Here is a 25,433-nt window from a genome sequence, read left to right as displayed (position 1 = left end):
GAGCCCAGGGACGCGGTTCGCCGTATGTTCCGCTGGGATCGTGACACGTCGCGAGTTGCCGGAATGGGGAGGGTCGTAGCATTCCAACGTTGAAGGGCGATCTGCGCAGTCTGTCGCCGGAAGAGCGACAGCGTATCGAGCGCCTCTATCGCAGACGGGTGCCCCCGCGGGAGATCGTCTCTCACGAGTTGGCGCGGGAACTGTCCTCCATCAGCCGCGATCTGAAGCGGCGCCTCGGCCTGTTGGTCGATCGTTCGGGTCGCGTCGAGGCCATTGCGGTCGGGGACGCGCAGCGCATCGAGGTACCACGAAAGCCCAGCGCCCCCTCCGGGCGAATGCGGTTTTGCACCCTGCGCTTCATCAGTACACGACTCATTAATGACGACCTGAACGCCACGGAATTGGCACCCCTGGCGTTACACCGGCTGGATGCGATGGCGACCGTTACCGTACGAGAGGACGGCTTACCGGGACCCGTCCGCGTGGCCCATCTGCTGCCGGCCCCCGAGAAGACCCGAAGAGGCGGCAAGGTCGAGACTCGGGTGCTCGGCGAAGGCGGGAACGGCGACCGCAGGCAACGCGACGACGTCACCCGCGACGTGTTCGCTGATGGCGAGCGTTATCGTTTGTTTCCGCCGACCCCCGCCCGGCAACTTGACGACGACTTCCTCGAACTGATCCGTGCACTCGAGGTCGAGTTCGAACGCCTTCGCGATCGAACCAAGGTCGCAGGGCGTGATGGTCGAGCCATCCTGGTTCACGTCACCACCGGTAGTCGAGCCCAGGCGAAGCGATCGATGGACGAGCTCGAAGAGCTTACGCTCTCCAGCGATCTCGAGGTGGCCGAGAAGATTGTCCAGCGTCGACAGGCGTTCGATCCGAAAACACTGATGGGTTCCGGCAAGCTCCAGGATCTGATCATCCACGCGCTTCGTCTGCAGATCGATTTCGTGATCGTCGATCAGAACCTGACCCCGGCGCAGGCCCGCGCGATCGCGGAGGCGACCGACATCAAGGTGTTGGATCGCTCGCAGTTGATTCTCGATCTTTTCTCCCGTCGCGCGCGTACACGGGAAGGAAAGATCCAGGTCGAACTGGCACAACTGAAGTACCTGCTCCCTCGCCTCATGACCCGCGGGGACAACGGTCTGTCGCGTCTAGAGGGCGGAGTGGGCGGTCGCGGCCCTGGTGAGCAAAAACTCGAGATCGATCGACGTCGCGTGCGGGACAGGATCCGTGCGCTCGAGCGGATGCTGCAGGCCGAGCGGAAACGACGCGAACAACGACGGGCACGACGTCGCAATCGTGACGTTCCGGTCGTATCCGTCGTCGGCTACACCAACGCGGGCAAGAGCACATTGCTCAACTTGTTGACCCAGAGCGAGGTCATGGTCGAGCAACGGATGTTCGCAACTCTCGATCCCACGAGTCGACGTCTTCGGCTACCCCGGGAGCGCGAGATCGTGATCAACGACACCGTGGGATTCATCCGAGATCTCCCGAAGGATCTCCTGGCGGCGTTCCGAGCGACGCTCGAGGAGATCGAGGACTCGGACCTGATTGTGCATCTGGTCGACGCGTCGCACGAGGGGTATTCTCAGCAGATCGACGCCGTCCGTCGAATCCTCGGCGAACTGAAGTATGACGAGATCCCGGAGCTTCTGGTCTACAACAAGATCGATCGGATATCCGTCGACGACAGGACCGAACTTCTGGCCGGCAACGATGCGGTGGGAATCTCTGCGCTCAAGCGTTGGGGAATGGACGAGCTCCTGGCGCGTGTCGACGATCTACTCCCCGTCAAACGACATCGGACAGCCTGACCTCGTCCAGTAGATTCAAGACCTCGCCAATGTCGGACTCGGTGTGGGCCGCGTTGATCTGAAAGCGGATCGTCTCATCGCCTTTAGGGACCACGGGGAACGTAAGCGGGACCGCCAGCACACCCCGATCGAAGAGACCCTGAACCATCTGCCGTGCGCGGTCCCCGTCACGGACCAGTACCGGTACCACCGGGTGTGGACCGGGAATCGAGTCGAGACCCAACTGGGCCACCCCTTCGCGGAACTGCGCGGTGCGGAGGGAGAGATTGGCAAGACGCTCGCGCCCCTCGTCGCCGGCGGTCAAGCGGACGGCCGTCGTGGCAGCGGCGCAGTCTGCGGCACTCAGTGGGTTGGTGTAGATGTACGTGTCGGCCTTCTGCCGAATCGTGTCGATCAGTTGTTCACTGGAGGCGACGAACCCGCCATTGACACCGAACGCCTTGCCGAACGTTCCAATGAAAACATCCGCCCGCGCACCGCAGTGCTCCTCGGTGCCGCGTCCGCTCGCACCGTAGGCTCCGATGCCGTGGGAATCATCCATCACGGTGATCACCCCTTCGGGAAATCGATCGTGGTGCTTCGCGCAGAGCTTGACGATGGCATCCAGCGGTGCGTTATCTCCACGCATGCTGAAGATCCCGTCAAAGACGACGATCACGCGACGGATCCCGTCGGGGACCTGCTCCAGGTGTCGTGCGAGATCCTCGACATCGTTGTGGGCGAAGATCGATCGACGCTCTCGTGGCACGGATGCGATCCGCATCGCACGGATAATGCAGTTGTGATTGAGTGCGTCGCCGATCCAGTAGGTGTCCCTGGTCGTCAGCGTCAGTCCCACTCCCAGCATCGTCGTGTAGGCGGAGTTGAAGATCCTTGCTGCAGGGCGACCCGCGAAGTCGGCGATCGTCTGCTCCAGCTCGATGTGGGCCGTCGTGGTGCCATCGATGAAACGCACGGCACCGGGGCCGGCACCGAATCGGTGCGAGGCCTCGTCGGCGGACGCGATCAACGCCGGATGGTTGGATAGCGAGAGGTAGCTGTTGGAGTTCATACGTAGGAACTCTCGATCGCTTCCCTGAATTCGATAGCGTGGTCCTCGCGAGTTGTTGGCCGGGACGTAGGCCTCGAGAATCCGTTCGGGGCCCTTGGCGCGACTCTCCCGTTGCAGCGCCGCCACCTCTTCCATCAACGCCGGATTCAACTTGTCCAGTCCCATGCCGCTCTCCCGGAGATCGAAAAAACCCGCAGACGTAGCTTAGCAGCCCGGCAAAAAAAAGAGGACGACCGGAAGGTCGTCCTCGATGAAATCAGGTTGTGTGTCTTCAGGTGTGAATGGAGGTCTGACGCGCAGGGCGGGGACGGTCGGGGCGCACGTGGTTGCGAATCTCTTCCGGTTCTTCCGCATCCGGGAGGACGACGGTCACCGATCGTGGGGAGCCGTCCCGGATGACGTCGACGCCGAAGCTCTCGCCCTGGCGGGATCGGAGGTGTCGGCGAAGGTCGCCGGCATCCTCGACCGACTCGCCGTCGACGGCGACGATCAGGTCGCCGACCTGTATTCCGGCGGCCTCGGCCGCACTGTCTTCGAGAACTCGACCAATCAGGACACCCGCGTTGTCACGGGCGCCAAGATGTTGACGAAGCTCGGCGGTGACCTGGACCAGCTCTACACCGAGCACCGGACGGCTACGACGAAATCCGTAAATGTGGTGGGGACTGTCATCGAGATCGAAGCTGAAGTTCATTTCGCCCAGCCGCTCGCCCAGCTGCTCCATCCGCTCCTCTAGTTCCTCCGAGTCAAACTCGAAGTTGAAATCCATGTTCTCAAACCGCTCGGCCATCTCTTCCATGCGATGACCGAACTCCTCGGCATCGAAGTGACCCATGCCGTGTCCAAACATCCGATCACTCTCGGAAAGATTGGCGTCGATTCGTTCGGTGCGTCCGTCGCGCTGGACCTCGATCTGGATCCTGTCGCCCGGCGAGGCGCCCCACACGTTGTGGGTGACGTCCATCGGCGATTCGATCGACTCACCGTTGATGTTGAGAATGATGTCGCCTTCCTTCAGGCCGGCTTCCGCCGCAGGGGAATCTGGGATCACGTGGGTGATCCGTGCGCCCTCATCGCTGCGTTCGACACCGACGCCGAGGAATGCCGGCGCTTTGTCGCCGCTCCACTCGAACACCTGCTCGTGTGGTTCGCCGTCTCCATCGGAGATCACGATGCGAGTCTTGTTGTGGAACCGATGCCGTTCGCCCGGTTCATCGTCTGCCAGCAGCGAGCCGGCACCGGTGAGGGTCAGAAGTAGGGCGAGGGCCAACAGGAGGGGGGTCGAGGTCTTCTTCATCGGCGGACTCCAGGATGGGGGTTCTTCGTTCACGTCCTCATTCCGGTACTACGGCCAGGGCCGCAGAAAAGTTGTGAACCCATTTCAGGTAGAGGAAACCGCCGCAAATCGGTCTATCTGGGTTTCCCATGGTGAGGGTCCAAGCAGGGCTTGTAACCGGTCCAATACGCGCTAGAATACTGTATTGGCCTAGTCCAATAGGCCTGAAGGCGTGGGAATGCTGGAAAGTCTCAAGATCGACTGCGAGAGCCCGGTCCCGGTCTATCGTCAGATCGCGGGAGCGATACTGGACCAGGCCGATGCCGGGGGCATGGCCGCCGGCCACCGTCTCCCGGCCACCCGAGATCTCGCCCGCAGTCTGGGCGTCAATCGCAATACGGTGGTCGCGGCCTACGACCTTCTCATCCGTGACGGTCGTGCGCGAAGCCACACGGGTCGCGGGACGTTCCTCGTCGACCCGCCCGTCGCCGAGAAGCATGACGACAACTGGTATGGCGGTTTCTCGCAGGCGGTGACCGGCGCGGCCACCGCCGGACTCCAGTCGATCTATCGGCTCGCCATCTCGACCGAGGGCATCTCGTTCGTCGGTTCTTATCCGGCGGACGAACTCATTCCGGTCCGGGCCTTCGAGCGGGCGATGCAGAAGGCACTCGGGGCTCGTGGTGTTCGGAACCTCAGTTACGGTCCCACCGCCGGCCAGCCCGAACTACGAGAAGCGATCGCAGGTCGCATGCGTCGAGACGGGTCGGACGTGGGTGCGGACGACGTGCTGGTGACCAACGGCGCGCAGCAGGCGCTGCAGCTCGTGTTCAGAACGTTTCTCGACCGTGGGGATCCGATCGCCATCGAGGAGCCGACGTACACCGGCGCACTGAGCGCGCTGGAGTCCATCGGGGCTCGTCCGTTGGGCGTTCCCGTCGACGAGCGAGGGATTCGGCCGGATCTCCTGGAAGTCGTTCTCGAGCGCCAACGCCCCAAACTGCTCTACCTGCAGCCGACGTTTCACAACCCGACGACGTGTGAGATGGACACCGAACGACGACAGCAGGTGCTGGAACTGGCTCGGCGGTACCGCTGCACGATCGTCGAGGATGACTGGGGCGGTGAACTCCGCTTCAAGGGCCAACGCCTCGCGACCCTTCACGCGATGGATGGTGGTGCGCACGTCATCTACGTCAGTACCTTTTCGAAGAACCTGATGCCTGGCCTGCGTCTCGGTTGGCTCACGGCGCCGACACCGGTGCTTCGACGACTCATCGAGCTGAAACGGGTCCAGGATTGTGGGACCAGTCCCATACTCCAGGCCGCACTCCACGCGTTTCTTGAAGAGGGTGAGCTGGAACGACACCTCGAGCAAACGCTACCGCGATACCTGGCGCGACGCGACGCCATGTTGACGGCCCTGGAACAGTCGTTCCCGGAGGGCGCGCACTGGACCCGGCCCCGGGGAGGGCTGTTCATCTGGGTGACGCTGCCGCAGGCCATTGACGGCAACGACCTGTTCGTCACCGCCCGCCAGAGAGGTGTGCTGTACAGTCGCGGTGAGCTCTTCCACAGTGACGGGTCCGGAAGACATCAACTTCGATTGACGTATTCGGCGGCCACGACCGACGAGATCGCCAGGGGTGTTGCCACACTCGGCCAGCTCGTTCGGGAGCGGTGGCCAAAAGACAACGACTCAAGAACGGACGGCGAGACCGGCAGTGTCGAAGCGGTGCCGATCTTCTAACGGAGCGAACGGAGAATGCAGCCATGAATAACAACGGCATGATCGACAAGGGAACCCTGCGTCTGAAGACAGGGTTGGCAGAGATGTTGAAGGGTGGCGTCATCATGGACGTCGTCAACGATGAGCAGGCGCGTATTGCGGAGGACGCCGGTGCGACGGCGGTCATGGCACTCGAACGCGTCCCCTCGGACATCCGCAAAGACGGTGGCGTCGCCAGAATGTCCGATCCCGCGATGATCGAGGCCATCAAGGCAACGATTTCCATTCCGGTCATGGCCAAGTGTCGGATCGGCCATTTTGCGGAGGCCCAGATCCTCGAGCAGCTCGGCATCGATTTCATCGATGAGAGTGAAGTCCTGACGCCGGCGGACGAGGCCTACCATGTCGACAAGTTTGCCTTCGAGGTGCCGTTCGTCTGCGGCTGTCGCGATCTTGGCGAGGCGTTGCGTCGTGTCGGCGAGGGCGCGGCGATGCTGCGCACGAAGGGCGAAGCCGGCACCGGTAACGTCGTCGAGGCGGTGCGTCACATGCGGTCGTTGATGACCGGCATGCGCAGACTCACCCAGCTGGACAGTGAAGAGTTGATGACCGAAGCCCGTAATCTGGGCGCGCCCTACGATCTTGTTCGCCTCGTGGCGCAGGACGGTAAGTTGCCCGTACCAAACTTTGCCGCCGGTGGCATGGCAACCCCGGCCGACGTCTCGCTGTTGATGCAGCTCGGCGCCGAGGCGGTCTTCGTCGGCTCGGGCATCTTCAAGTCCGAGTCTCCCGCAGAACGTGCGAGGGCCATGGTCCGCGCCGCAACCCATTTCCGTGACCCCAAGCAACTGGCAGAGATCTCGCGGGGACTCGGCGATGCGATGCCCGGACTCGAGATCGGCAAGTTGGCGGAGTCGGAACTCTTACAGACCCGAGGCTGGTAATGATTCGCGTCGGTATCCTGGCACTCCAGGGAGACTTCGCCGCGCACGCGGCCGTGCTGTCCAAACTTGGACGCGATGCGGTCGAAGTGCGCGGAGTGGGGTCGCTGGACGATGTCGATGCGCTGATCATTCCCGGTGGCGAATCGACAACCCTCCTGAACCTGATGCAGGATGAGCCATGGTTCGATCGTCTGCGGGATTTCCACGACCGTGGCGGTTCGATTCTGGGAACCTGTGCCGGTGCAATCGTGCTTGCGCGTGAGGTTCTGGACCCGCATCAGCCATCGCTGGGCCTGTTGCCCGTGACCATCCGTCGAAATGGGTACGGCCGCCAGGTCGATTCGTTCGAGACAGAGATCGACGTCGCGGGCGAATCGAGTCCGAAAAATGCCGTGTTCATCCGGGCTCCTCGGCTCGATAGCTGGGATGACGACGTACAGGTGTTAGCCTTGCACGCAGGAGAGCCGGTCCTGGTGGCTCACGACCGAGTGATGGCCGCCACCTTCCACCCGGAGATCACCGGGGAGACCTGGCTCCATCGCCGTTTCCTGGAGACGGCAACCGAACGAATCGAAAAACGAATAAAGAACACGGTCCGCACCAAGAACGAGACCGCCCACGGAGGAATGACATGTACATCTACCTAAACGGAAAACTGGTCCCCGACGATCAAGCCAAGGTTTCCGTATTTGATCACGGCCTGCTCTATGGCGACGGGGTGTTCGAGGGGATTCGTGTTTATGAGGGCAACATCTTTCGACTTCGCGAGCACATCGACCGCTTGTTCGAGTCCGCAAAGACGATCGGTCTTGACGTTCAGATGACTGTCGACGAGCTGGAACAAGCGACGATCGACACCGTGGTCGCCAATGACATGCGTGATGCCTACATTCGTCTGGTGATGACCCGGGGCGTTGGCGACCTCGGCATTGACCCTCGCAACTGCCCGAAACCGACGCTATTCATCATCTGCAGCACGATCTCGCTCTACCCGAAGGAGTTCTACGACAACGGAATCGCGCTCGTGACGGCCAGCACACGTCGCATTCCGCTGGAGTGTCTCGATCCACGGATCAAGTCGCTGAACTATCTCAACAACATTCTGGCCAAGATCGAAGCCGGCAAGGCTGGTGTGCCGGAGGCCGTGATGTTGAATCTATCCGGTCGTGTAGCCGAGTGCACCGCGGACAACATCTTCATCTTGCGTGACGGTCGACTGAAGACCCCGCGTCTGACTGAAGGAGCCCTTCCGGGGGTTACCCGTGGTGCCGTCCTGGAACTCGCGCAGGAAGCGGAAGTCGGAACCCACGAGACGGTTCTGGGTCTCCACGACCTGTACAACGCCGACGAATGTTTCTTGACCGGTACCGGCGCGGAGATCGTGCCGGTCATCTCGATAGACGGTCGTCAGATCGCGGACGGTAAACCGGGCACGCTGACATTCGACCTACTCGATCGATTCCGCAAGCTCCGCGTGAGAGACGGCATGAAGGTCGACTATGACCGTACCCCGACCCTGACAGGTTGAGTTCGTCGTCAGGTCTAACGAGACGCGCGCGGCGATTTCGGTTGCCCGAACAGCCAGCGCCGACCACGTTCCGCAAGCCCGAACCGTTTGGGCTCCGTGCCGGGCATGCTGAGGCCAAGCCGTGTTTCGAAAGGCTTGTGCGTGTAGGCGCGTAGGAATTTCATCAACACCTTGAACAGCTCGGGGTCGCAGAACTCTTCGTCGTGACCGATCTCCGTCAGCGCTTCGACGAAGGCATTTCGGTGATCGATATGATCCATGCAGGGCGTGTAGCTGATGATCAACGCCATCTTGTAGAAGCCCTCGCGTCCGCTGAAACGACCGCGGATGCGGACCTCGTCGCGGAGATAGGTCATCAGCTGAGTGCGTAACATCGCGGGGTCGTGACCCAACAGGGCCAGAAGGTCATCCCGCAGCATCTCCTCCCAGTATTGCCCACCGGTTCGTCGGCCGAGGGATGGGAGGTCACTGGTCAGGAGTTGGGCCAGGTCACCCTTGAGGTCTGCCATCTCGCCACGCCAGCCGTTCTGGCGGGCCACCTCGAGCGCCTCCTGATTGGCCTTCTTGCGGGCCTGGCTTCGTTCCCAGCCCGACGCTTCGTACTCCTCGCGGACCCGCTCGCGATGCCAGAGCGCAACGATCTTGGCCCACAACGTCTCGTCGTAGCGAAGTCGCTTGAGCTGACGGCCCTGTCTTGGACGGGGAACCGTGGGGTCGCGTTGTTCGGACATGTTGAAAACGTACCACGAAAGTACGTGCGCGGCAGGAGTTCACCTGTATGGGTGGGTGTCAGAGCGAACGGGCTGCCGCTTCGACCCCGTTCCTGAAAATGGCCAGACCTGCACCCTCATCCGGCAGTCGGCCCTGATCCTGCTGCGCTCGCCAGCGCGGGTGGTGGAAGGGGTAGAGGTAGGCGTCGGGATGCGGCATCAGGCCAAACAGCCGCCCCGAGGGGTCACAGAGTCCGGCGACCCCCCCCCGAGAACCGTTGGGGTTGGCCGGCCAAGATTCCGTCGGTTGGCCATTGTCATCGAGGTAGCGGGCTACCAGCTGTCCCGTCGCATCGAGACGTTCCAGAAGCTCGGGACTCTCGGCAAGAAACTTGCCCTCGCCGTGTCGTGTGGGGAGATCCATGCGGCCGAGTCCGGCGGTCCAGACACACGGGGAGTCCTCGCGGAACCCGAGGGTCACCCAGTCGTCCCGATAGCCAAGTCGGTCATTCGGGGCCAGTGTCGCTCGTGGAGTCCGATAGTCGCCGTCGAGTCCGGGAAGCAGGCCCAGTCGGACCATGGTCTGAAAGCCGTTACAGATGCCAATCGAATAGCCGCCGCCCTCGATGAACTCGAGCAGCTGGTCGTAGAGTCGCCAACGGATCTTGTTGGCGAAGACGAATCCGGCGCCGAGATGGTCCCCGAACGCGAAGCCTCCGATGAACGCCAGCACGTGAAACTCTTTCAGTCGTGGGCCACGACCGTCGAGCACATCCAGGAGATGAACTCGTTGGGGGCTGGCCCCCACCATCTGGAAGGCGGCCTCGGTCTCGGCCTCACAGTTGAGTCCGAGACCGGTCAAGATCAAGACCCGGACACGGCTGTTGTTCTCAGGCATGGGAAAGTGTCTCCTTGAACGCGTGACGGAGTGTCGCTGCGTCGACGGACAGCCACTCGCGGTCGGCGTCGCTGATACGCAGCTCACCGCCAATTACGACGTCTCCGATCGGACGACAGAGCAGGCCGGCAAACATGGATTCAAATGCCGGTGCATCCTCGGGTCGGACCGTCGCGACGAATCGACCATTGGACTCCGAAAACAAAGCGACATCGGCAGGGAGTGATTGGAGATCGGCACACGGAGACAGGTCGATATCCAGACCGAGGTCTTCCGCCGCAAGAAGCATGCGGACGAGGGTTAGGCCTAGGCCGCCTCGTCCGGGTGTCGAGATCGATTGGACGAGACCACGGGAGCACGCGTCCGCCGTCGCCTGGTACATCGGAATGGTCTCCTCCAGGCGGACCTGAGGCACTCGATTGCCGATGTAGGGGGCCGGCGCTCCGATCTCCCGGGGAACGCCATCGCGCGCACCGAGTAGACGAAGGTACTCGCTTCCACCCGTATCGCATCGTGTCGTACCCAGCAGGTAGACCCGATCGCCGACGTGTCGCGGCTCCAGCGTCAACGCATTCCGCACATCGTCAATCTGCCCGATCGCGGACACCAGCAGCGTTGCCGGCACACTGATCTTCACGCCACCCATCGTGGAGTCGTTCTTCATCGAGTCCTTGCCGGAGATCAGCGGTGTTCCGTAGGCCAGGACCGCGTCATGCAGACCCCGGCACGAACGGACCAGTTGGGCCATCTTGTATTCGCCATCGGGAGTTCCGACGGATTGCACCGGATCGGGCCAGCAGAAGTTGTCGAGGAGCGCGATCCGATCGAGCCTGGCTCCCGCGCAGATCTGTCGTCGGACCGCCTCGTCCACGACCGTCTGGGACATGGCATAGGAATCGAGATCCGAAAGGAACGGTTGGATCGACTCGCTGAGGACGAACCCGCGCAACGAGCCATGCCTTAGAAGCGAAACCGTGGCGTCGGCCGGAATGTCCCGCCCGGCACCGATGAACGGTTTGATCACGCTGAGGGCCTTGACCTCGTGATCGTAGTGTCGGGCCTTCGTCTCCCCGGAGCAGAGATTGAGGCGACCCACCATCTCTACGAGTGTCCCGGCGAGGTCCTCGTCACGACCCACGTCCGGCTCCTCGAACGTGCGTCGCTCCCAACGGGCGGTCAGTTCGAGATCCGGCGCGCCCTCATGGAGGAACTCCATGGAAAGCAGGGCAACCGTCTCGTCGCCGTAGGTTACGTGGAAGTTGCCGTCATCGGTAAACTCGCCGAGTACCGTCGCCTCCACCTGACGTCGCCGCGCCAACTCCAGCAAGGCGTCGAGGTCTTTGGGAGGTACGGCAAGCGTCATGCGTTCCTGGGCCTCGGAAACCAGGATCTCCCACGGCGCCAACCCCTGGTACTTCAGTGGCGCCCGTTCCAGGTCCAATCGAGCTCCCCCACTGGCCTCCGCCATCTCGCCGACCGACGACGACAGCCCACCGGCCCCGTTGTCGGTGATCGCACAGTAGAGACCCGCATCGCGGGCTTCGATCAGAAAGTCGAACATCATCTTCTGGGTAATGGGGTCGCCAATCTGTACCGCCTGGACCGGTGCGGTTTCATCGAGGGCGGCCGACGAGAACGTCGCACCGTGGATCCCGTCGGCGCCGATTCGTCCGCCGGTCATGACGATTAGGTCGCCGGGCCGCGCCGCCTTCTCTTCGCCGGGTTTGCCGGCGACGGTGACGGGCAGGGACCCGACGGTTCCACAGAACACGAGCGGTTTGCCGAGGTACCTTTCGTCGAAGACCTCGAAGCCGCGACTGTAGGGCACGCCACTCTGGTTGCCGCCGTCGATGACGCCTTGGTGCACCCCGTCGCGGACACGACGTGGGTGAAGCAGTCCGCCCGGAAGTTTGTCGTCATAAAACGGCGAAGCGAAACAGTATCCCCAGACGTTTGCGATGAGATCGGAGCCGATCCCCGTGCCGAACGGGTCGCGATTGACGCCGACGATCCCGGTCATCGCGCCGCCGTAGGGGTCCAACGCCGATGGGGAGTTATGTGTCTCGACCTTGTAGACCAGGTGTCGCTCATCGTCGAACGTCACCACGCCGGCGTTGTCATGAAAGACCGACACCAGCCAGGACTCTCCGGTCTGCTTGATGACCTCCCGGTCGATATTCTCCGTGGCACCGCGAATGAACTGCTTGAACAGTGAGGGGATCGTTTCCGGGGCGTGTCCCTGTTCGTGATAGGTGACCGTCGCATTGAAGATCTTGTGCTGGCAGTGCTCGCTCCACGTCTGCGCGAGGCACTCCAGTTCGACATCGGTCGGCGACGCCACGAGACCCGCCGCCTGACGACGGGGATCGGCCGCGGCTGCGACGAAGTGATCGCGGATGGTCGTCATCTCCCGAATAGTCAACGCAAGAAGACCCTCGCGACTGATCCGTTCGAGCTCGGCGGCGTCTCCGCCAAGATCGACACAGCGTACGGGAGGGCGTCCGTCACTCGTGACCCGAGGCACTTCGAGATCCGGTTTCAGTTCGAGCCACGCGCGGTGGTCCAGGATCTCGATCGTCTGAATCACGGGGTTGGCAAGCAGCTCCTCAGCGATTCGACGGGCCTGTTCTCCGTCGACGCCATGGAGTCGATAGAGTTGGCTGGTATAGACCGTGGCGTCATCGCCGAGCGCTCGTCCCAGAGTGTCCTCGATGGCGACCCGCGCACTCTTTCCCACCGGGTCCGTCACGCCGGGCTTGTAACCGACACAGACGATCTGATCCGCGGTGTCGGTCTCTAGACGATTCAGTGCTCCGCGCTGGGAGACGGGATCGACCAATTCTCGAAGGACTCGCCGGGCGTCGTCTCCCGAAAGATCCGCGTCGATCCGATAGACATCGCAGGTTTCGATCCGCTCCACGGGAATGTTGAGAAAGGACCGAACGCGGTGGGCTGCCTTGGCTCCTCGGGGATCCTGCAGCCCGGCGTGAGTTCCGATTTCCAACCGAGTAACCATGGCGACCTCGTCTGCGGGAAGGGATTCGCGACTATCTTTCCCCGAATTCTGATATAAATCAAAGTGATTTAACCAATATGAGCCATAGAGAACATCTATATCTAGGAATGCTTCACGCGTTCGTCTCCGTCGCACGTCACGGTAGTGTCACCGCCGCCGCGGAAACGCTCGGTCGCACCCAACCCAGCGTCAGCTCGAGGATCGACGGGCTGGAGCGTCGCTGGAACACCCGGCTCTTCCGGCGAGTCGCGCGGGGGATGGAGTTGACCCCCGAGGGGGCCCGTCTGCTGCCGACGGCCGAGACCGTTCTGGCGGGACTGGACGAACTCGGTCGACTCGCGGGAGTGGTAGACGAGGGCCGATCGGTCTTGCGGGTCGGAGCGGGGGACGCGCTGGGTCGAGAGTTACTCCCCGCGGCCTTGGCGCGGCTCGGTCGCGGAGGCATCGAGACCGAGCTTCATCTCCGGGAGGGGCCGGGGCCGGTCCTACTGAAGGCACTACGTGATGGCGAGATCGATCTGGCACTTGTCGTCGACGAGCCCGTCGACGGACAGGGCCCTCGGCTGCGGGGAATCCGCAAGGACCGGTTGCTTCAGACTCCGGTCGTCTTGTTGCAACCGGCGCCGCCCCGTGGAACGACCGTACGGCGTCTCACGTTACGATCGGTGAGTCAATCGCGGGTGGTGTCACTCCAGCCGGGTTCCGCGTTTCGTCGTCATCTCGAGCGTGAATTCGCCGCCGCCGGACTGGCGTTCCGTCCCACCATCGAAGTGGGAAACCTCTCGCTTGTTCGTCGGTTCGTTGCCGCCGGTCTTGGTGTGGCGCCGGTTCCCCGTGTCGCCTTCGACGCCCGTCGCGAGCCTCCGGGATGTCGCGTCACGCCTGTCTCCAGTATCGGCGATGTCGCGTATTCGGCAGCGGTTCGGGACGGTGCGCCTCTACCGGCCACGGTCGACCGTCTCCTCGAGGAACTGGGCCGAAGCCGGTCGAGTTGACCCTCCGCGGTGCGCGTGCAGCAATAGCTAAGGATCGCACGCACCACGGCCGGCCTACAAACGTAGAAGAGTTACGTAAGGTCTCTGCAGGCGGGCGGTACGCAGGTGATGCCCCTCTTTGCGTACCGCCCCATTTTTTTGTTTCAAGATCCCGTCCGTGGCCGCGGCACGAATACAGCATTCGGCGCGGAGTGATCGTCGCGCAGAGACCCAACTCCCGGCTCAGCAATGAACGGTTCAGCGGATCTTGGTGCCGTGGTTTGTCGCGGCATCGTCGGGTGGACGCTTCGCCCCAACTGAGTCCACCCGATCGAGTCGATAGATCTCAAGGATGGAGAGCGGCGTAACGGACCGGTTCCGTCGCGATTCGTTTCGCGAGATCGATCGCAGAAGCGTTGACGAGGCAGCCCATGGGGACACCGGGAGGATCTCCCGGTGTCCCCATCTTCCGATCGGAGTTCGCCTATACTCCGTCGATACGGATTCCCCCGGGAGGAGAAGGGCATGTGGAACGGCTTGGTGCGCGCGGGCGGTGGGTTGTTGGCACTCTTGTTGGTCGTTGGCGTCGTCGAGGCTCGCGGCAAGAAGGAACCGGCTCCTCCGACACTCCAGGCGACGCAGTGGCTGACGCTCGGTCCCGTCGGTCACGCCCATGCCGTCTTCGACGAGGCGCCGAAGGTCGCCGACCTTCTCGACGCAACGCACTTACCCGATCCGTTCCTGGAACCCAGCGCGGGACTGAAGGCGATCGGGCCCCTGGCCTGGAGCGAGGTTTCCGGCGTCAAGGACGGCCGGGTATCGTTCGAACGCCCCGCCGCGGAAGATCTCTCGCAGGTCGGCTGGGCGGCGACCTACGTGACGACGCCGGCATTCGCCAAGGTAGAGATCGAACTAACGGGCGCCCATCCCCGGCGATTGTGGCTCGACGGCAAGCCGCTGGTTTCCGGCGGCGGCGACAGCGCAGACGACGAGATCAAGAAGGAAGTGGAGTTGGATCCAGGCACCCACACGATCCTGGTGAAGACCGTGTTCGATCCCGAGCGCAAGAAAGACTGGACCGTCGGCGTGACCCTTCACGGTGATCAGCCGTCGTTGGCGGGAGCAGGCTTCTCCGCCAACCCCCAGCGTGCGGTGGAATTCCGAGACGTGACCGACGCGCCGACGATCAGCTCGCTTGCGCTGTCACCCGACGGTACGCGCTATGTCCGGAACGTCAGCCGCATCCGGCCGGGGACCCACGATCGCGAGTCCTGGATCGAAATCCGTGCGCTCTCTCCGGATCGAACGGTCATGAGTTGGCGGGGAATGAGCGGCGCCAGCCAGGTCAGCTGGAGCCCGGATGGCAGCCGCATTGCCTATCTTGCCTCGACGCCGGGAAAAGACGCCGGCAAGACCCTCTTCGTCTACGAATTGGATTCCGGTAGCGTTCGTGCCCTCCTTGAAGGTGTCAAGGAGCTTCAGAGCTATCGCTGGTCACCGACCGGCACCGGGATCGTCTTCACCACCCAGGTGAAGGCAGAGAAGGACAAGCGGGGCGTCAAGCTTCTCGAAGGACTGATGGACCGCCAGGCGACCTATCGCAACAAGAGTTATCTCCACTGGGTCGACGTGACGAGCGGCGTGCAGCGCAGGCTGACGGCCGGAGATGAAACGACGTCCCTGCAGGATATTTCCGCCGACGGCAAGCGGTTGTTGTTCAGCCGTCTTTTCGAAGATCTCGAGGAAATTCCGTTTTCCCGCAACGAGCTCTGGGAGCTTGAACTGTCCAGCGGTAAGGCGACAAAACTCCGTGAGATTGGTTGGCTGAACGGTGTCTCCTACGCACCCGTCGGCGACAAGCTGTTGATCGGAGCTCGCGCCGACGAATTCGAGGGTCGGGGCGTGAACGTTGAAGAGGGTCAGATTGCCAACAGCTACGACGGGCAGCTCTTCATCTGGGATCGTGGAACAGACGAGGTCGATCCGATCACCCTTATTTTCGATCCGGCAGTTCAAAACGCGGTCTGGAGTCGACACGATGGGCGGATCTATCTGACCGGCACGGATCGCGATCTTGTCGAGTTGTACCGGTACGATCCTGCTGACGGTAGCTACAGCGAGTTCGACACCGGCGTCGAGGCGATGGAGTCGTTCACCCTCGCCGAGTCCGCATCGGTTGCCCTCGTCAGGGGAACCTCCGTCTGGACACCGCAGCAGCTCCGGCGACTCGATCTCGAAGACGGCACACTCACCCCGTTGCACCACCCCAACGAGACGTGGTTTCACGCTCTGAATCCAGGGACGGTGAAACCGTTCCGTTTCGAAACAACGGGCGGCAAGGCAATCGACGGACGTGTCTATTACCCGCCAAACTTCGACGCCGCGAAAAAGTACCCGACCATCGTCTACTACTACGGCGGGACCGTTCCCGTGTCGCGCGCATTCGGTGGTCGTTACCCGAAGGAGTGGTGGGCTTCTCAGGGCTATCTCGTGTTCGTCCCTCAACCCTCCGGGGCGACCGGCTATGGACAATCGTTCTCCGCCGAGCATGTCAACAACTGGGGGATTACGACCGCCGATCAAATCATCGAGGGCACGCAAAAATTCCTGGCCGCCCACCCATCCGCCGACCCCAAGCGTGTCGGATGCATCGGGGCATCGTACGGCGGCTTCATGACCATGTTGTTGACGACCAAGACCGATCTATTTGCCGCCGCGGTCGCCCATGCCGGGATCTCATCGATCTCATCCTACTGGGGTGAGGGGAACTGGGGCTATAGCTACAGCGGCGCGGCCACGGCCGGTTCCTACCCCTGGAATCGATCGGATATCTACGTCGACCAGAGTCCACTGTTCCGCGCCGACAAGCACCAGGTGCCACTGCTCCTCACCCATGGTCGTTCCGACACCAACGTACCGGTCGGTGAGAGCGATCAGTTCTTTATCGCGCTACGTTTGCTCGGAAAACAGGTCGAGTACCTACAGGTGGAAGGCGAGGATCATTGGATCCTCGATCACGCCAAGCGCACGGTCTGGTCTCGCAGCATCGTGGCGTGGTTCGATCGTTGGCTGAAGGAAGACGATCGCTGGTGGAACGCGCTCTATTCGGAGCGTGACTAGTCCTCAGCTCCGAGTTTTGCGGTCGTGGCACGACGCTGCCGGTCCAGATTGCGTAGTCGACGCTGCGCCATATCGTAGGTCGACGCACTCAATGGCGTTGCACGCTCGGGAGCGGGCACCTTTCCGTAAGAGGTCCGCGCACTATCCATCAGGCCATAGCTCTCGGCGATGCGCCCCACGATGTACCAATCGGAAGCGGACGGGGCCTCATCGGGCTGGGTCTCCAGGAGTCGCAGGAGGACATCACGAGCCTCGGCTGGGCGACCGGTCTCGACGTAGAGCGTGGCCAACGTATGCAGCGAGTTGGGATCGCTGAAGTTATCCAGCATCGCGGAACGTTGCGCCCAACGCAGGCTATTGTCGGTGATCGTGCCGTCCATGATGTGGTACCAGGCGATGTTGTTGTAGATGTCTGCGTTTGCCTGGCCCGTCCGGATACTCGACTCCAGTAGGTCCAGTGCCGTCTGTCGATCGCCACTGTTGCGGGCGATGTCTGAGGCCAATTCGATGACGTCGGTGTCGTCCGGATGACGGTCCAACCAACGCTCCGTCGCTCGCTGCGCGGCCTCCCAGTCGGACGCCTGATACAGGCCACGGGTCCAGAGAAGGAGCGCTTGCTGGGAGTCCGGGTAGGCCCGATAGAGATTACCCGCGTGACGCGTCCAGCGAACCGTATCGTCGGCCCCCGCGGCGAGACTGGCGATCGCCAGATCGATGTCGAGACGCTGCGTGTCTTGTCGACTGCCCCACGCACGATCGAGAATTGCGAACGCGCGCGGCGCGAACGCCGCGTCGCCCATCAGAAGAGCTGCCGCAACACGCATCCTCTCGGGTCGATGCGAGCCGCTGCGACTCCAGAATCGTTGGTAGAGACCGCCACCGAGAGGGTCGCGCGGATCGGCCCGCTCCGGCTCTTCGAGGCACCATGTCAGCCAGCGGGCGGCGGTTTCCAGCCGATCGCTGTCGATCAGTCGTTCGATGTAATAGCCGACGACCGTCGGTCGCCCGAATTCGACAAGTCGATATCGTTTGCCATCGTGTGCAACGAACGCCTGGAACTCGGCGGGTGCCTGCTCGGGAAGCACGAGTCGGAACCTCAACTTGAACCCATCGTCGCGGTCGCCCTCGCGGAGGATCTCGCCGTTGGATAGCGCGATATCGAGCGTCACGTCGCTCGGGGCCGAGGCACTCCCCAGTCCGCTGCGAAGCGCCTCGATCGTCTCGAAGAACCCACCAGCGTCGGTGCGCTCGTCGAGTCGCTCACGGATGACCGGGTGGAGATGCTCCATGGCGTCGCGTCCACCCCGATCGGAGGCCAGCACGTCGACGAGGAACCCACGCAACAGCCCCTCCGGCGTGGCCGGGTTGGTGTCCAACTCTTCGTGACGCACGGAGCGTCGCAACATAGCCACCCTGGGGAGGAGCGACACGGACTGCGTCTCACCTCGTGCGCCGGCGGCGAGGAGGTCGCCGGCAAGCCGATAGCGTCGCACCAGCGGCAAGAGTTCCGACGCGGACACGAGAAGCTGACGATAGTGTTCGGCCGACGACGTTCGACGCGCCGCTATCCGAATCGCCTCCTCGGATCCCTGCAGCGCCGCGATCGAGATGATGTGATGAACCGTCTCGGGTCGTGGACCTCTAGCGCCCTCGGTGAGATCACGCAGCTCTTCGAACTGCTCCGACTGCATGAGCGCAACACGGAGGTTGTTCTTGAGACTGAGCGACTCGAGGGCCGGCCCCAGAGTCCGGTACTCTTCGATGGCCTGTTCCAGATCGGCACCACGCCCGTATCGAACGCCTTCGAGGTTATGCTCCAGAAGGATCGCCAATTCGCCACGCGTCTCCACGTCTTCCGGGTTCAGAGAGAGCGAGCGTCGAAGGGCGCGCTCGGCACCATCTCGATCGAAGCCCGCATGAAACTTCCGTCCCAATGCGTCGTGGGCCAGCACCAGCCCGAGGGTCTTGTGGACCTCCGGCGAATCCGCGGCCATCCGACTTGCGATTCGTGCGTGCCGCCGCGCCTCATCGCCAAGACCTGCCGTCAACAAAGCACGGGCGATCCGGGTGTGATGGATCGGTTCGTCGGGGTCGTCACGAAGCAGCTCGCGAAACGTCTGCAGAGCGGGACCGACATCGCCATGGGCGAGTTGTCGTTCGCCGATCTGTTCGAAGACGATCTTTGCGGCCTCCTCTTCGCCATAGTTGAGGTAAGCCGTACGGAACTGCTCGACTTCATCTGCCGTGTAGACCCTTGCGCCCGTGTCGAGCTCGAAGGAAGCGTGGACGACCCCGCCCTCATCACGACGGTAGGTTTCCGTCAGCATCAGAGGGCCAAACGGTCGTTTCAGATCGTCCGGTAGATCCAGTGCGTCGTACCCCGGCGGGGCCTGGATCCGATAACTCCACTGTTTCGTGTGGGGACGCGAGAAGACGAAGTCATGTTTCCGGGGGGTGTCATCTCCGGTAGGGAAGAGGGCCGGAGGCAATTCGTCAAATAGCGGTCCCGTCGGAATCGTAACGGTTGCCCGCGTCGTGCGTGTGCGAACCCAGGATGCCTTCAGAGCCTCCAGTCGCAGGCTGAGTTGCTTGTCCAGTCGGTCCGTATCGGGCAGGATCAACTCGCCGAGCGTCTCGGCCGAATAGGCCGCCTGCACATATCGATTGAAGTGCTCGACCAGCCGTTCGCGCTGGACCTCCGAGAAGAATCCCCGATACTCGCCGTCGAAGCTGCCGAACCACTCCGTGGTCTCCACAACCGTCCCCGGGCCGTTGGGCGAGATAGTGACGTCCCGTGTCTCGATGATCCGATTGTCTCTGGAGCCAAGGTTCGGCGTCATCAGCAGCGTGTGAGAGATCCCGGACGCCACCAACGCCAGTCGACCCTGATCCGGCAGTGGAACCTCGCCGGCACGGGAGAAGGGATCCGTAGGGTCGATCCAGAGCGGTTCGTCGCCGGGCACGTAGACGATCGCATGATTGAAATCCCCGATTCCCGGCAACGCGGGGTCGATGTCGGGCCCCGGCCCTGTCAAGAGCAACGCCAAGTGGGCCGCGATGCCATGACCACGCAGCCGAGAGACCAGCAACGCAGACTTGTCCTTGCAGTCGCCGAACTGCCGCGCCAGGGTCTCCTCCGGTGTGGAGGGGATCAGCGCACGTTCACCGAACTCGACGCCGGTATAGCGAACCTGTGAATGAACCCATGCGAGACTCTCGTCGATCACTGCGCGACGGTTGACGGAAGTCAGGTCGGCCGTCGCCTCGACGAGTTTCGACGAGTCACCGAGCTGGCGGTCCACGATCGCGTCGTAACTTGTTGCGATGGTGTTCCACGACTCGCCGGTCGAAAACCCGACATACGGCCGCACGGCGATCTCGGCGGGGGAGAAGAGTTCGGCATCTTTCCAGGCGTCGATCCCGTCGATCTCCACGATCTTACGGGTCGATCGGTCAGCGGTCTCCGTCGTGACACGGGCATGATCGAGTCCGCGAATCACATGATGCAGCGGCGCGTCGATCGGAGCCTCGACGACGATCCGACTGAAATGAACGGGGGCGCTGATCGCGACCGCGGTTCGGCGAACGGTGCCCGCGGCGTAGTACGGGAGCTTGTCACGGACGATGTGATGTTCCTCGACGATCGAACCGACATCGACGGCAGGTAGGGGTCCGGCGAGGGTTCGCGTGTCGTCGTAGATCTGACTCGTCGACTCTGCGCGTGTGAACTCGCCGACGTTTGCCTGGTCGAGCCATCGTTCCTCGCCACTTGTCGAGATAACCCGAGCTTGAATGTCTGGTCGATCCTGATGCCACGGATGCCACGTCTGAGAGACGCGGGACCACGCGTCCACATGAGTCGCGGCCTGCACTCGATAGATCAAGCGATAGTCGAGTTCCGACCGACCTTCTTCATCCAACCGATACGTCAGTCCACGGTAGAGCACCTGGACGCCGGCGTCGGCATCCCCGACGATCGTCGAGGCCCAGTGACGTAACGCTTCGGCCTCGACACTGTTGGGCGGAAGGTCCCAGGGAGGGGTCGCATCCCCCTCATGGGGTTGCGCAATTGCGACGGTGCTCCAGAGGGCAACCAGCCCCATAGCCAGAGCTAGAGTAATCCACCGCTGCTGTCGTGAAAGTCCCCGCATCAAGAGAAAGCTACGCACGGAACGCCGCGATTCCCTCAGCAAGTTGAGGGAGCTATCTCTGTTGTCGGGGTATTCGGGGCGTCCACGAAAAAGCCCGCCGCGATGTGCGGCGGGCTTCGCTGTCTGAGACTGGCGCGGAAGTTAGTTGGCCACCATCGTCCCACCAGACCAGGTCAGCATGTTGTCGTTGAGCGCAGGACACACGCCGTTGGCCGTCGCACAAGTTCTTACTTCTCGATCGGCAGCGGTGCCGAAGGTAAACACGTTTCCGCCAGTCGCCGCGTCAGCGTTAAACGTCAGAGTGATCAGCAGATCCGTCGCCGCAGGCGAGACGCCCGCCACCATTCCCTGACGGGTCGCGTTGACGAGCACGGTGCCCGGAGTCGATTCGACCGCATTGAAGTTGACGGTCGCGCCGCCGACGTCGATGAATGACCCGGCTGCGCTAGACCCCGCCAGTGAGGCCGTCGCCCCATTAAACGTCACACGAAATGCCGCCCCGAAGAAGTCGGGAATCCCGGTCACGTTGACGAGGATCGAAAAAGTCGAACCGTTGGAAGGACCCGATGTCATGTTGATCGTCATGGCTCCGGGTGTGGGGTTACCACCGGCGAACGCGGCGACCAGTCCAGGCGGGATAACGGCACCGCCACCACCGCCGCCGCCGCCGCAGGCGGTCGTAAGGGTCAGTAAGATCCCCAACACAATCAAGGCGCCAAAACCATTCTTTCTAAAACGCATCATCACCTCAGTTGGGGCAGGTGTCGCCGAATTGCGCGGCGACAAAGGCCAGGTCGGTGCCGTCAATCGTGTCGTTTCCGTCTTGATCGGCCGTCGGGATGAACCGAACGCCACCAAGACTTGAACCGAACGAGACCGAGACCTGCAATACGTCAATACCGTCGACAATGTTGTCGCCGTTCGGGTCTGCAAGCGAAGTGGCCGCGTTCGCCGTCGTTCCGGTATGACCCAGGTTGGCGAGCGCGCCATTGGGCGCGGGTTCCGAACCCACACCGATCGCCGGATCCGCTGCGTCGATCGTCGGCGAGCAGGCCATCGGCACCTGGGTGATGGGATCCAGCAACGAATCCAGGGAGATATTGCCCTGCAGGTTCGTGCGGTCGTTGAACCAACCCTCGTAGTTGGCGTTCCCACTCCCGAATACGTTGTTGTACGTGAAACCGGAATTGTCGATGTTGGCGGTACTGCCCATCGCTCCACCGGGCGCCGGGCCACCCACGCCGAAGCCGGTGTTTCCATCGATGATGTTGTTGTTCATCTCCAGAACCGCCAGACCCTCCTCGGGTCCACCCGCGTTGTCGAAGCCGGTCAGAAGTTCGATTTCGACCCCGCCCGATGTGACGGTGTCCGCCACGTTGTCGGAGATCGTGTTGAAATCCTGGCGGATCGTCGCGGTCGCTTCACCGAAGGCCACGAAGAAATTGAACAGACCGCCACCGGCACCGACGAACCCCGGCTGCGTGGCCGTGTTGCCGGCCACAAGGTTGCCGATGAAGTCGATGGTTGCGGTTGCCGGTCGAACGATGCCGTCGGCCACCGGGAGACTCTCGTCATCCGCCTCCGCCGAGGCGAACAGGCTGGCACCGCCACCGATCACGTTCGCCGTGTTGCCGATGATGCGGTTGTCGCCGATCGCAAGTCGCATGGATGGCGCGTTGGAGCGGATCGACTGGAACGTTGCCAGGACCCCGCCGCCACCGGCGTTGGAACCGGCCGCGTCGTTGCCGCTGACGGTGTTGCCTATCGCCTCGATGTCGACGTTGGCCACCGCCATCAGATCCTGGGCGTAGAGGAACAGGTCGAGACCGCCACCATCTGCCTCGGCACTGTTGCCGGTGATGTTGTTGTCATTGACGGCCACGTTGTGATCCGCCGAATCCAGCGAGTCGATCCGCGCCGAGATTCCCGCGCCTTCCGTCCCGAAGTTGCCGGCAACGTTGTTGTTGGAGACCGTAAAGTTCTCGCCGTAGTAACCGAAGGTCGTGACAAAGATGCCACCTCCGGCACCGTCGGTGGCACCGAGTCCGGCGGTGTTGCCGCTGATCAAGTTTCCGGTGACGGTGACGGCCGTGGCCAGATCCGTCGTCGTGTTGGTGAACGCGTAGATGCCGCCGCCGTCCAGAGTGGCGGTGTTATCCGTCACAGTGTTGTTGTCGATGATGACGGTTGGCGCACCACCAACACAACCCAGCGAGCCGCTGATGAACGGTTCGGATTGAGCCCGTACGAAGATGCCGCCACCACGACCGCTTAACTCCTCACCGGCCTGGACGGCGACCGAGTTGTTGACGACGGTGTTATCGATGATCTGTGTCAGCGTATCCCCGTAGTAACAAGTCGCCGGGTTGGCGTAGATGCCAGCGCCGGCTGTGGAAGTGTTACCGGTGATCATGTTGTTGGTGATCGTGACGGTACCGATTGTAAAGATGCCGCCGGCACCGCCGCCCGTGATCGTGAAGCCCTCAACGCGAGAGTTGAACCCGCCGATGTTGACCACCGAGAACGGAAAGAAGCACTGAGCCGTCCCATCGATGATGGTCGTCGTGTTGTCCTGGTTGACGAACCAGTCCTCAGCTTCCAGGTTGATGGAACGCTGGGTGATGACCGAGGCGAAGATGCACTCGATGTAGGTGCCGGGCATGACGCGGATGGTGTCGTTGTCGAGGGCATCGTCGTAGGCGGCCTGAATCGTCAGGTAGGGCAGGCCGAGCGTGCCGTCGGCCGTCATGTCGTCGCCCGTCGTCGCGACGTAGAGCGTCGCCGCCGTCGTCGGCAGCGACGCCAGGGCCGCAAGCGCCAGGGCAGGCAGCAAATATCGTGCAAGGGTTTTCAAAACGTATCCTCCCCGTGAGCCTGTACACGAACACAACCGGCGACACCCGTAGTGCCGGTGATTCCCCTAAGTCGTTGTTTTCCAGATAGTTGCGACTGGGGTTGCGCTCGTCTTGCCTGTGCACGGTGCCAGACTCAAAGGGTATACAAAGCATCTCACCGGCTGTCAACCTGAGGCCCGTCGCCGTTTGCGGGAGATCGATCCGCAGAAAGCGGTGTTTTCAAAGGGTCCAGACGTAAGTAGGGCCGATCTAATCCAAGATCGGCCCCCCCCTCCTCCTGGTTCTTCGATCGCTAGAATCTGAAGAACACGCCGAATTTATACCCCGAAAAGGTCACCGAGTCACGCTCGCGAAGCGTCGTCGAAAGACCCGTCGGGTTTCGGAGAAGGTCCGCCGTCAGGCCGTCCCAGCGGGATTGCTCCCAACCCAGTGAAAGCTCGAGCTGGCTGCCGAGAGTCGACCAGACCAGATTGACATCGAAATCGCGGATCTCGCCGGAGCGGCTGTCGTCGAACGCCACGGCGGCGGCACCCAGAACCCCGGCCTGTCCCCGGGGGGCGGTCGCGGAGTTGGCGGTGATCTCGCCGTCCAGAAAGCTGACCCCCAGACTGCCGGTCACCGCCACCGATCCGGTCAGATCGTAGCGACCGCCGACGCCTGCACGGACGCCGACTCCCTCACCCTGCATCGTCTTTCCAACATCGAACAGATTGCTGGCGGAGGTGTCTCCGTAGACGCCCAGGTAGCTCTCCTCGAAATTGGCGTAGCGCAGGCCAAGCGACCACTCCATCGTCAGCCGCTCGCCAACCTCGTTGCCCTTGGCCCAGGTCAGGTCGGCAAGGGTTCCCTCGATCTGCGTGTTGACGGCGTAAAACCCGGGGTTTCCCGACGAGATCGGCGTTCCGCCGCTGGTCGCAGGAGGCGCGATGGTGAAATGGAGCATGTCGCCGCCACTGCCGAGACCGGTGGCGCCGGTGTCGGTCTCGTAGCCCCAGACCGACGCCTCGATGCGGCTCCCGTTGTCGAACCGGTAGCCGAATGCGGCACCGCCGGCGAACTCGTCATCCCAGATGGGAATGACCTGACTGTGCACGCCGGAGTCGACCACCGATCCGAGCACCTGATCGGTGTTCCGCGGATTGAAGAGGCCGCCCTCGGCCCGGACGTAGAATCCGGACTCGGCGCCACCTCCGTAGGCGGAATAGCCTCGATAACTGTACTTGCCTGCCTCGACGGGTCCGGCCGCCAGAAAGAGCGAGCCGATTACGATGCCGAGACCGTATTGAACCAACCTAGATCTCATCGGAATCCTCCCCCCGGCCCGCCGGGGATGCTGCTGGAGTATACGTACGATCCGC

The 25,433-nt window shown here is 62.5% G+C and carries 16 protein-coding genes; 7 read left to right on the top strand and 9 right to left on the bottom strand.

Annotated elements, in window-relative coordinates; genetic code table 11:
• Positions 1-89: 89 nt before the first annotated feature.
• Positions 90-1,823, top strand: a complete 1,734-nt coding sequence (gene hflX / locus OES25_12955) for a GTPase HflX (protein ID MDH3628547.1) — start codon at positions 90-92, stop codon at positions 1,821-1,823.
• Here hflX and OES25_12950 read toward each other — a convergent pair.
• Together OES25_12950 and OES25_12945 are read right to left on the bottom strand one after the other, a co-directional pair.
• Positions 1,801-3,039 (bottom strand): aminotransferase class I/II-fold pyridoxal phosphate-dependent enzyme, encoded by a 1,239-nt coding sequence (locus OES25_12950; GenBank protein MDH3628546.1) that lies wholly within the window; start codon positions 3,037-3,039, stop codon positions 1,801-1,803. The genes hflX and OES25_12950 overlap by 23 nt on opposite strands.
• A gap of 106 nt (positions 3,040-3,145) precedes the next feature.
• Positions 3,146-4,171, bottom strand: coding sequence for a PDZ domain-containing protein (locus OES25_12945; protein MDH3628545.1), 1,026 nt, complete (start codon positions 4,169-4,171; stop codon positions 3,146-3,148).
• A gap of 217 nt (positions 4,172-4,388) precedes the next feature.
• On the opposite strand from OES25_12945, the gene OES25_12940 reads away from it, so the two are divergent.
• The 4 genes from OES25_12940 to ilvE are packed head-to-tail and all read left to right on the top strand — an operon-like array spanning position 4,389 to position 8,351.
• Positions 4,389-5,900, top strand: coding sequence for a PLP-dependent aminotransferase family protein (locus OES25_12940; protein ID MDH3628544.1), 1,512 nt, complete (start codon positions 4,389-4,391; stop codon positions 5,898-5,900).
• A 38-nt stretch (positions 5,901-5,938) separates the two neighbouring features.
• The gene (gene pdxS / locus OES25_12935) at positions 5,939-6,823 is read left to right on the top strand and encodes a pyridoxal 5'-phosphate synthase lyase subunit PdxS (protein MDH3628543.1); all 885 of its coding nucleotides are present in this window, start codon (positions 5,939-5,941) and stop codon (positions 6,821-6,823) included.
• The gene (gene pdxT / locus OES25_12930; protein ID MDH3628542.1) at positions 6,823-7,470 is read left to right on the top strand and encodes a pyridoxal 5'-phosphate synthase glutaminase subunit PdxT; all 648 of its coding nucleotides are present in this window, start codon (positions 6,823-6,825) and stop codon (positions 7,468-7,470) included. The genes pdxS and pdxT overlap by 1 nt, the downstream gene beginning before the upstream one ends.
• Positions 7,455-8,351: a branched-chain-amino-acid transaminase gene (ilvE, locus tag OES25_12925; GenBank protein MDH3628541.1), complete on the top strand. Its 897-nt coding sequence runs from the start codon at positions 7,455-7,457 to the stop codon at positions 8,349-8,351. Before pdxT ends, ilvE begins: the two co-directional genes overlap by 16 nt.
• A 14-nt stretch (positions 8,352-8,365) precedes the next feature.
• Here the strand turns inward: ilvE and OES25_12920 are convergent, their stop codons facing one another.
• From OES25_12920 to OES25_12910, 3 genes are read right to left on the bottom strand one after another with little or no spacing between them, the layout of a single operon-like run.
• Entirely contained in the window at positions 8,366-9,082 is a 717-nt protein-coding gene (locus OES25_12920) for a hypothetical protein (protein MDH3628540.1), read from the bottom strand.
• Between the two features lie 58 nt (positions 9,083-9,140).
• Positions 9,141-9,959: a phosphoribosylformylglycinamidine synthase subunit PurQ gene (locus tag OES25_12915; GenBank protein MDH3628539.1), complete on the bottom strand. Its 819-nt coding sequence runs from the start codon at positions 9,957-9,959 to the stop codon at positions 9,141-9,143.
• Entirely contained in the window at positions 9,952-12,975 is a 3,024-nt protein-coding gene (locus OES25_12910; protein ID MDH3628538.1) for an AIR synthase-related protein, read from the bottom strand. Before OES25_12910 ends, OES25_12915 begins: the two co-directional genes overlap by 8 nt.
• 107 nt (positions 12,976-13,082) lie before the next feature.
• Between OES25_12910 and OES25_12905 the strand changes: the two genes are divergently transcribed.
• Positions 13,083-13,970, top strand: a complete 888-nt coding sequence (locus OES25_12905) for a LysR family transcriptional regulator (GenBank protein ID MDH3628537.1) — start codon at positions 13,083-13,085, stop codon at positions 13,968-13,970.
• A gap of 504 nt (positions 13,971-14,474) precedes the next feature.
• Positions 14,475-17,069, top strand: coding sequence for a S9 family peptidase (locus tag OES25_12900; GenBank protein ID MDH3628536.1), 2,595 nt, complete (start codon positions 14,475-14,477; stop codon positions 17,067-17,069).
• Here OES25_12900 and OES25_12895 read toward each other — a convergent pair.
• From OES25_12895 to OES25_12880, 4 genes are all read right to left on the bottom strand, one after another.
• The gene (locus OES25_12895; GenBank protein ID MDH3628535.1) at positions 17,066-21,220 is read right to left on the bottom strand and encodes a DUF3857 domain-containing protein; all 4,155 of its coding nucleotides are present in this window, start codon (positions 21,218-21,220) and stop codon (positions 17,066-17,068) included. The genes OES25_12900 and OES25_12895 overlap by 4 nt on opposite strands.
• Positions 21,221-21,361: 141 nt before the next feature.
• The gene (locus OES25_12890) at positions 21,362-21,964 is read right to left on the bottom strand and encodes a cohesin domain-containing protein (GenBank protein ID MDH3628534.1); all 603 of its coding nucleotides are present in this window, start codon (positions 21,962-21,964) and stop codon (positions 21,362-21,364) included.
• Between the two features lie 4 nt (positions 21,965-21,968).
• The gene (locus OES25_12885; GenBank protein ID MDH3628533.1) at positions 21,969-24,074 is read right to left on the bottom strand and encodes a hypothetical protein; all 2,106 of its coding nucleotides are present in this window, start codon (positions 24,072-24,074) and stop codon (positions 21,969-21,971) included.
• Positions 24,075-24,367: 293 nt separating this feature from the next.
• On the bottom strand, positions 24,368-25,378 hold the full coding sequence (locus tag OES25_12880) for an Lpg1974 family pore-forming outer membrane protein (GenBank protein ID MDH3628532.1): 1,011 nt from the start codon (positions 25,376-25,378) through the stop codon (positions 24,368-24,370).
• Positions 25,379-25,433: the final 55 nt, after the last annotated feature.

The organism is Acidobacteriota bacterium (assembly GCA_029861955.1).
GTDB lineage: Bacteria > Acidobacteriota > Polarisedimenticolia > Polarisedimenticolales > Polarisedimenticolaceae > JAOTYK01.
This window is presented reverse-complemented; position numbering and strand designations above follow the sequence as displayed.

Coding starts and splice junctions, on each gene's coding strand:
- OES25_12905 (MDH3628537.1), top strand. CDS start 13,083: ATGCTTCACGCGTTCGTCTCCGTCGCACGTCACGGTAGTGTCACCGCC.
- OES25_12950 (MDH3628546.1), bottom strand. CDS start 3,039: ATGGGACTGGACAAGTTGAATCCGGCGTTGATGGAAGAGGTGGCGGCG.
- ilvE (MDH3628541.1), top strand. CDS start 7,455: ATGTACATCTACCTAAACGGAAAACTGGTCCCCGACGATCAAGCCAAG.
- pdxT (MDH3628542.1), top strand. CDS start 6,823: ATGATTCGCGTCGGTATCCTGGCACTCCAGGGAGACTTCGCCGCGCAC.
- OES25_12880 (MDH3628532.1), bottom strand. CDS start 25,378: ATGAGATCTAGGTTGGTTCAATACGGTCTCGGCATCGTAATCGGCTCG.
- OES25_12890 (MDH3628534.1), bottom strand. CDS start 21,964: ATGATGCGTTTTAGAAAGAATGGTTTTGGCGCCTTGATTGTGTTGGGG.
- OES25_12945 (MDH3628545.1), bottom strand. CDS start 4,171: ATGAAGAAGACCTCGACCCCCCTCCTGTTGGCCCTCGCCCTACTTCTG.
- pdxS (MDH3628543.1), top strand. CDS start 5,939: ATGATCGACAAGGGAACCCTGCGTCTGAAGACAGGGTTGGCAGAGATG.
- OES25_12915 (MDH3628539.1), bottom strand. CDS start 9,959: ATGCCTGAGAACAACAGCCGTGTCCGGGTCTTGATCTTGACCGGTCTC.
- OES25_12910 (MDH3628538.1), bottom strand. CDS start 12,975: ATGGTTACTCGGTTGGAAATCGGAACTCACGCCGGGCTGCAGGATCCC.
- OES25_12940 (MDH3628544.1), top strand. CDS start 4,389: ATGCTGGAAAGTCTCAAGATCGACTGCGAGAGCCCGGTCCCGGTCTAT.
- OES25_12920 (MDH3628540.1), bottom strand. CDS start 9,082: ATGTCCGAACAACGCGACCCCACGGTTCCCCGTCCAAGACAGGGCCGT.
- OES25_12895 (MDH3628535.1), bottom strand. CDS start 21,220: ATGCGGGGACTTTCACGACAGCAGCGGTGGATTACTCTAGCTCTGGCT.
- OES25_12900 (MDH3628536.1), top strand. CDS start 14,475: ATGTGGAACGGCTTGGTGCGCGCGGGCGGTGGGTTGTTGGCACTCTTG.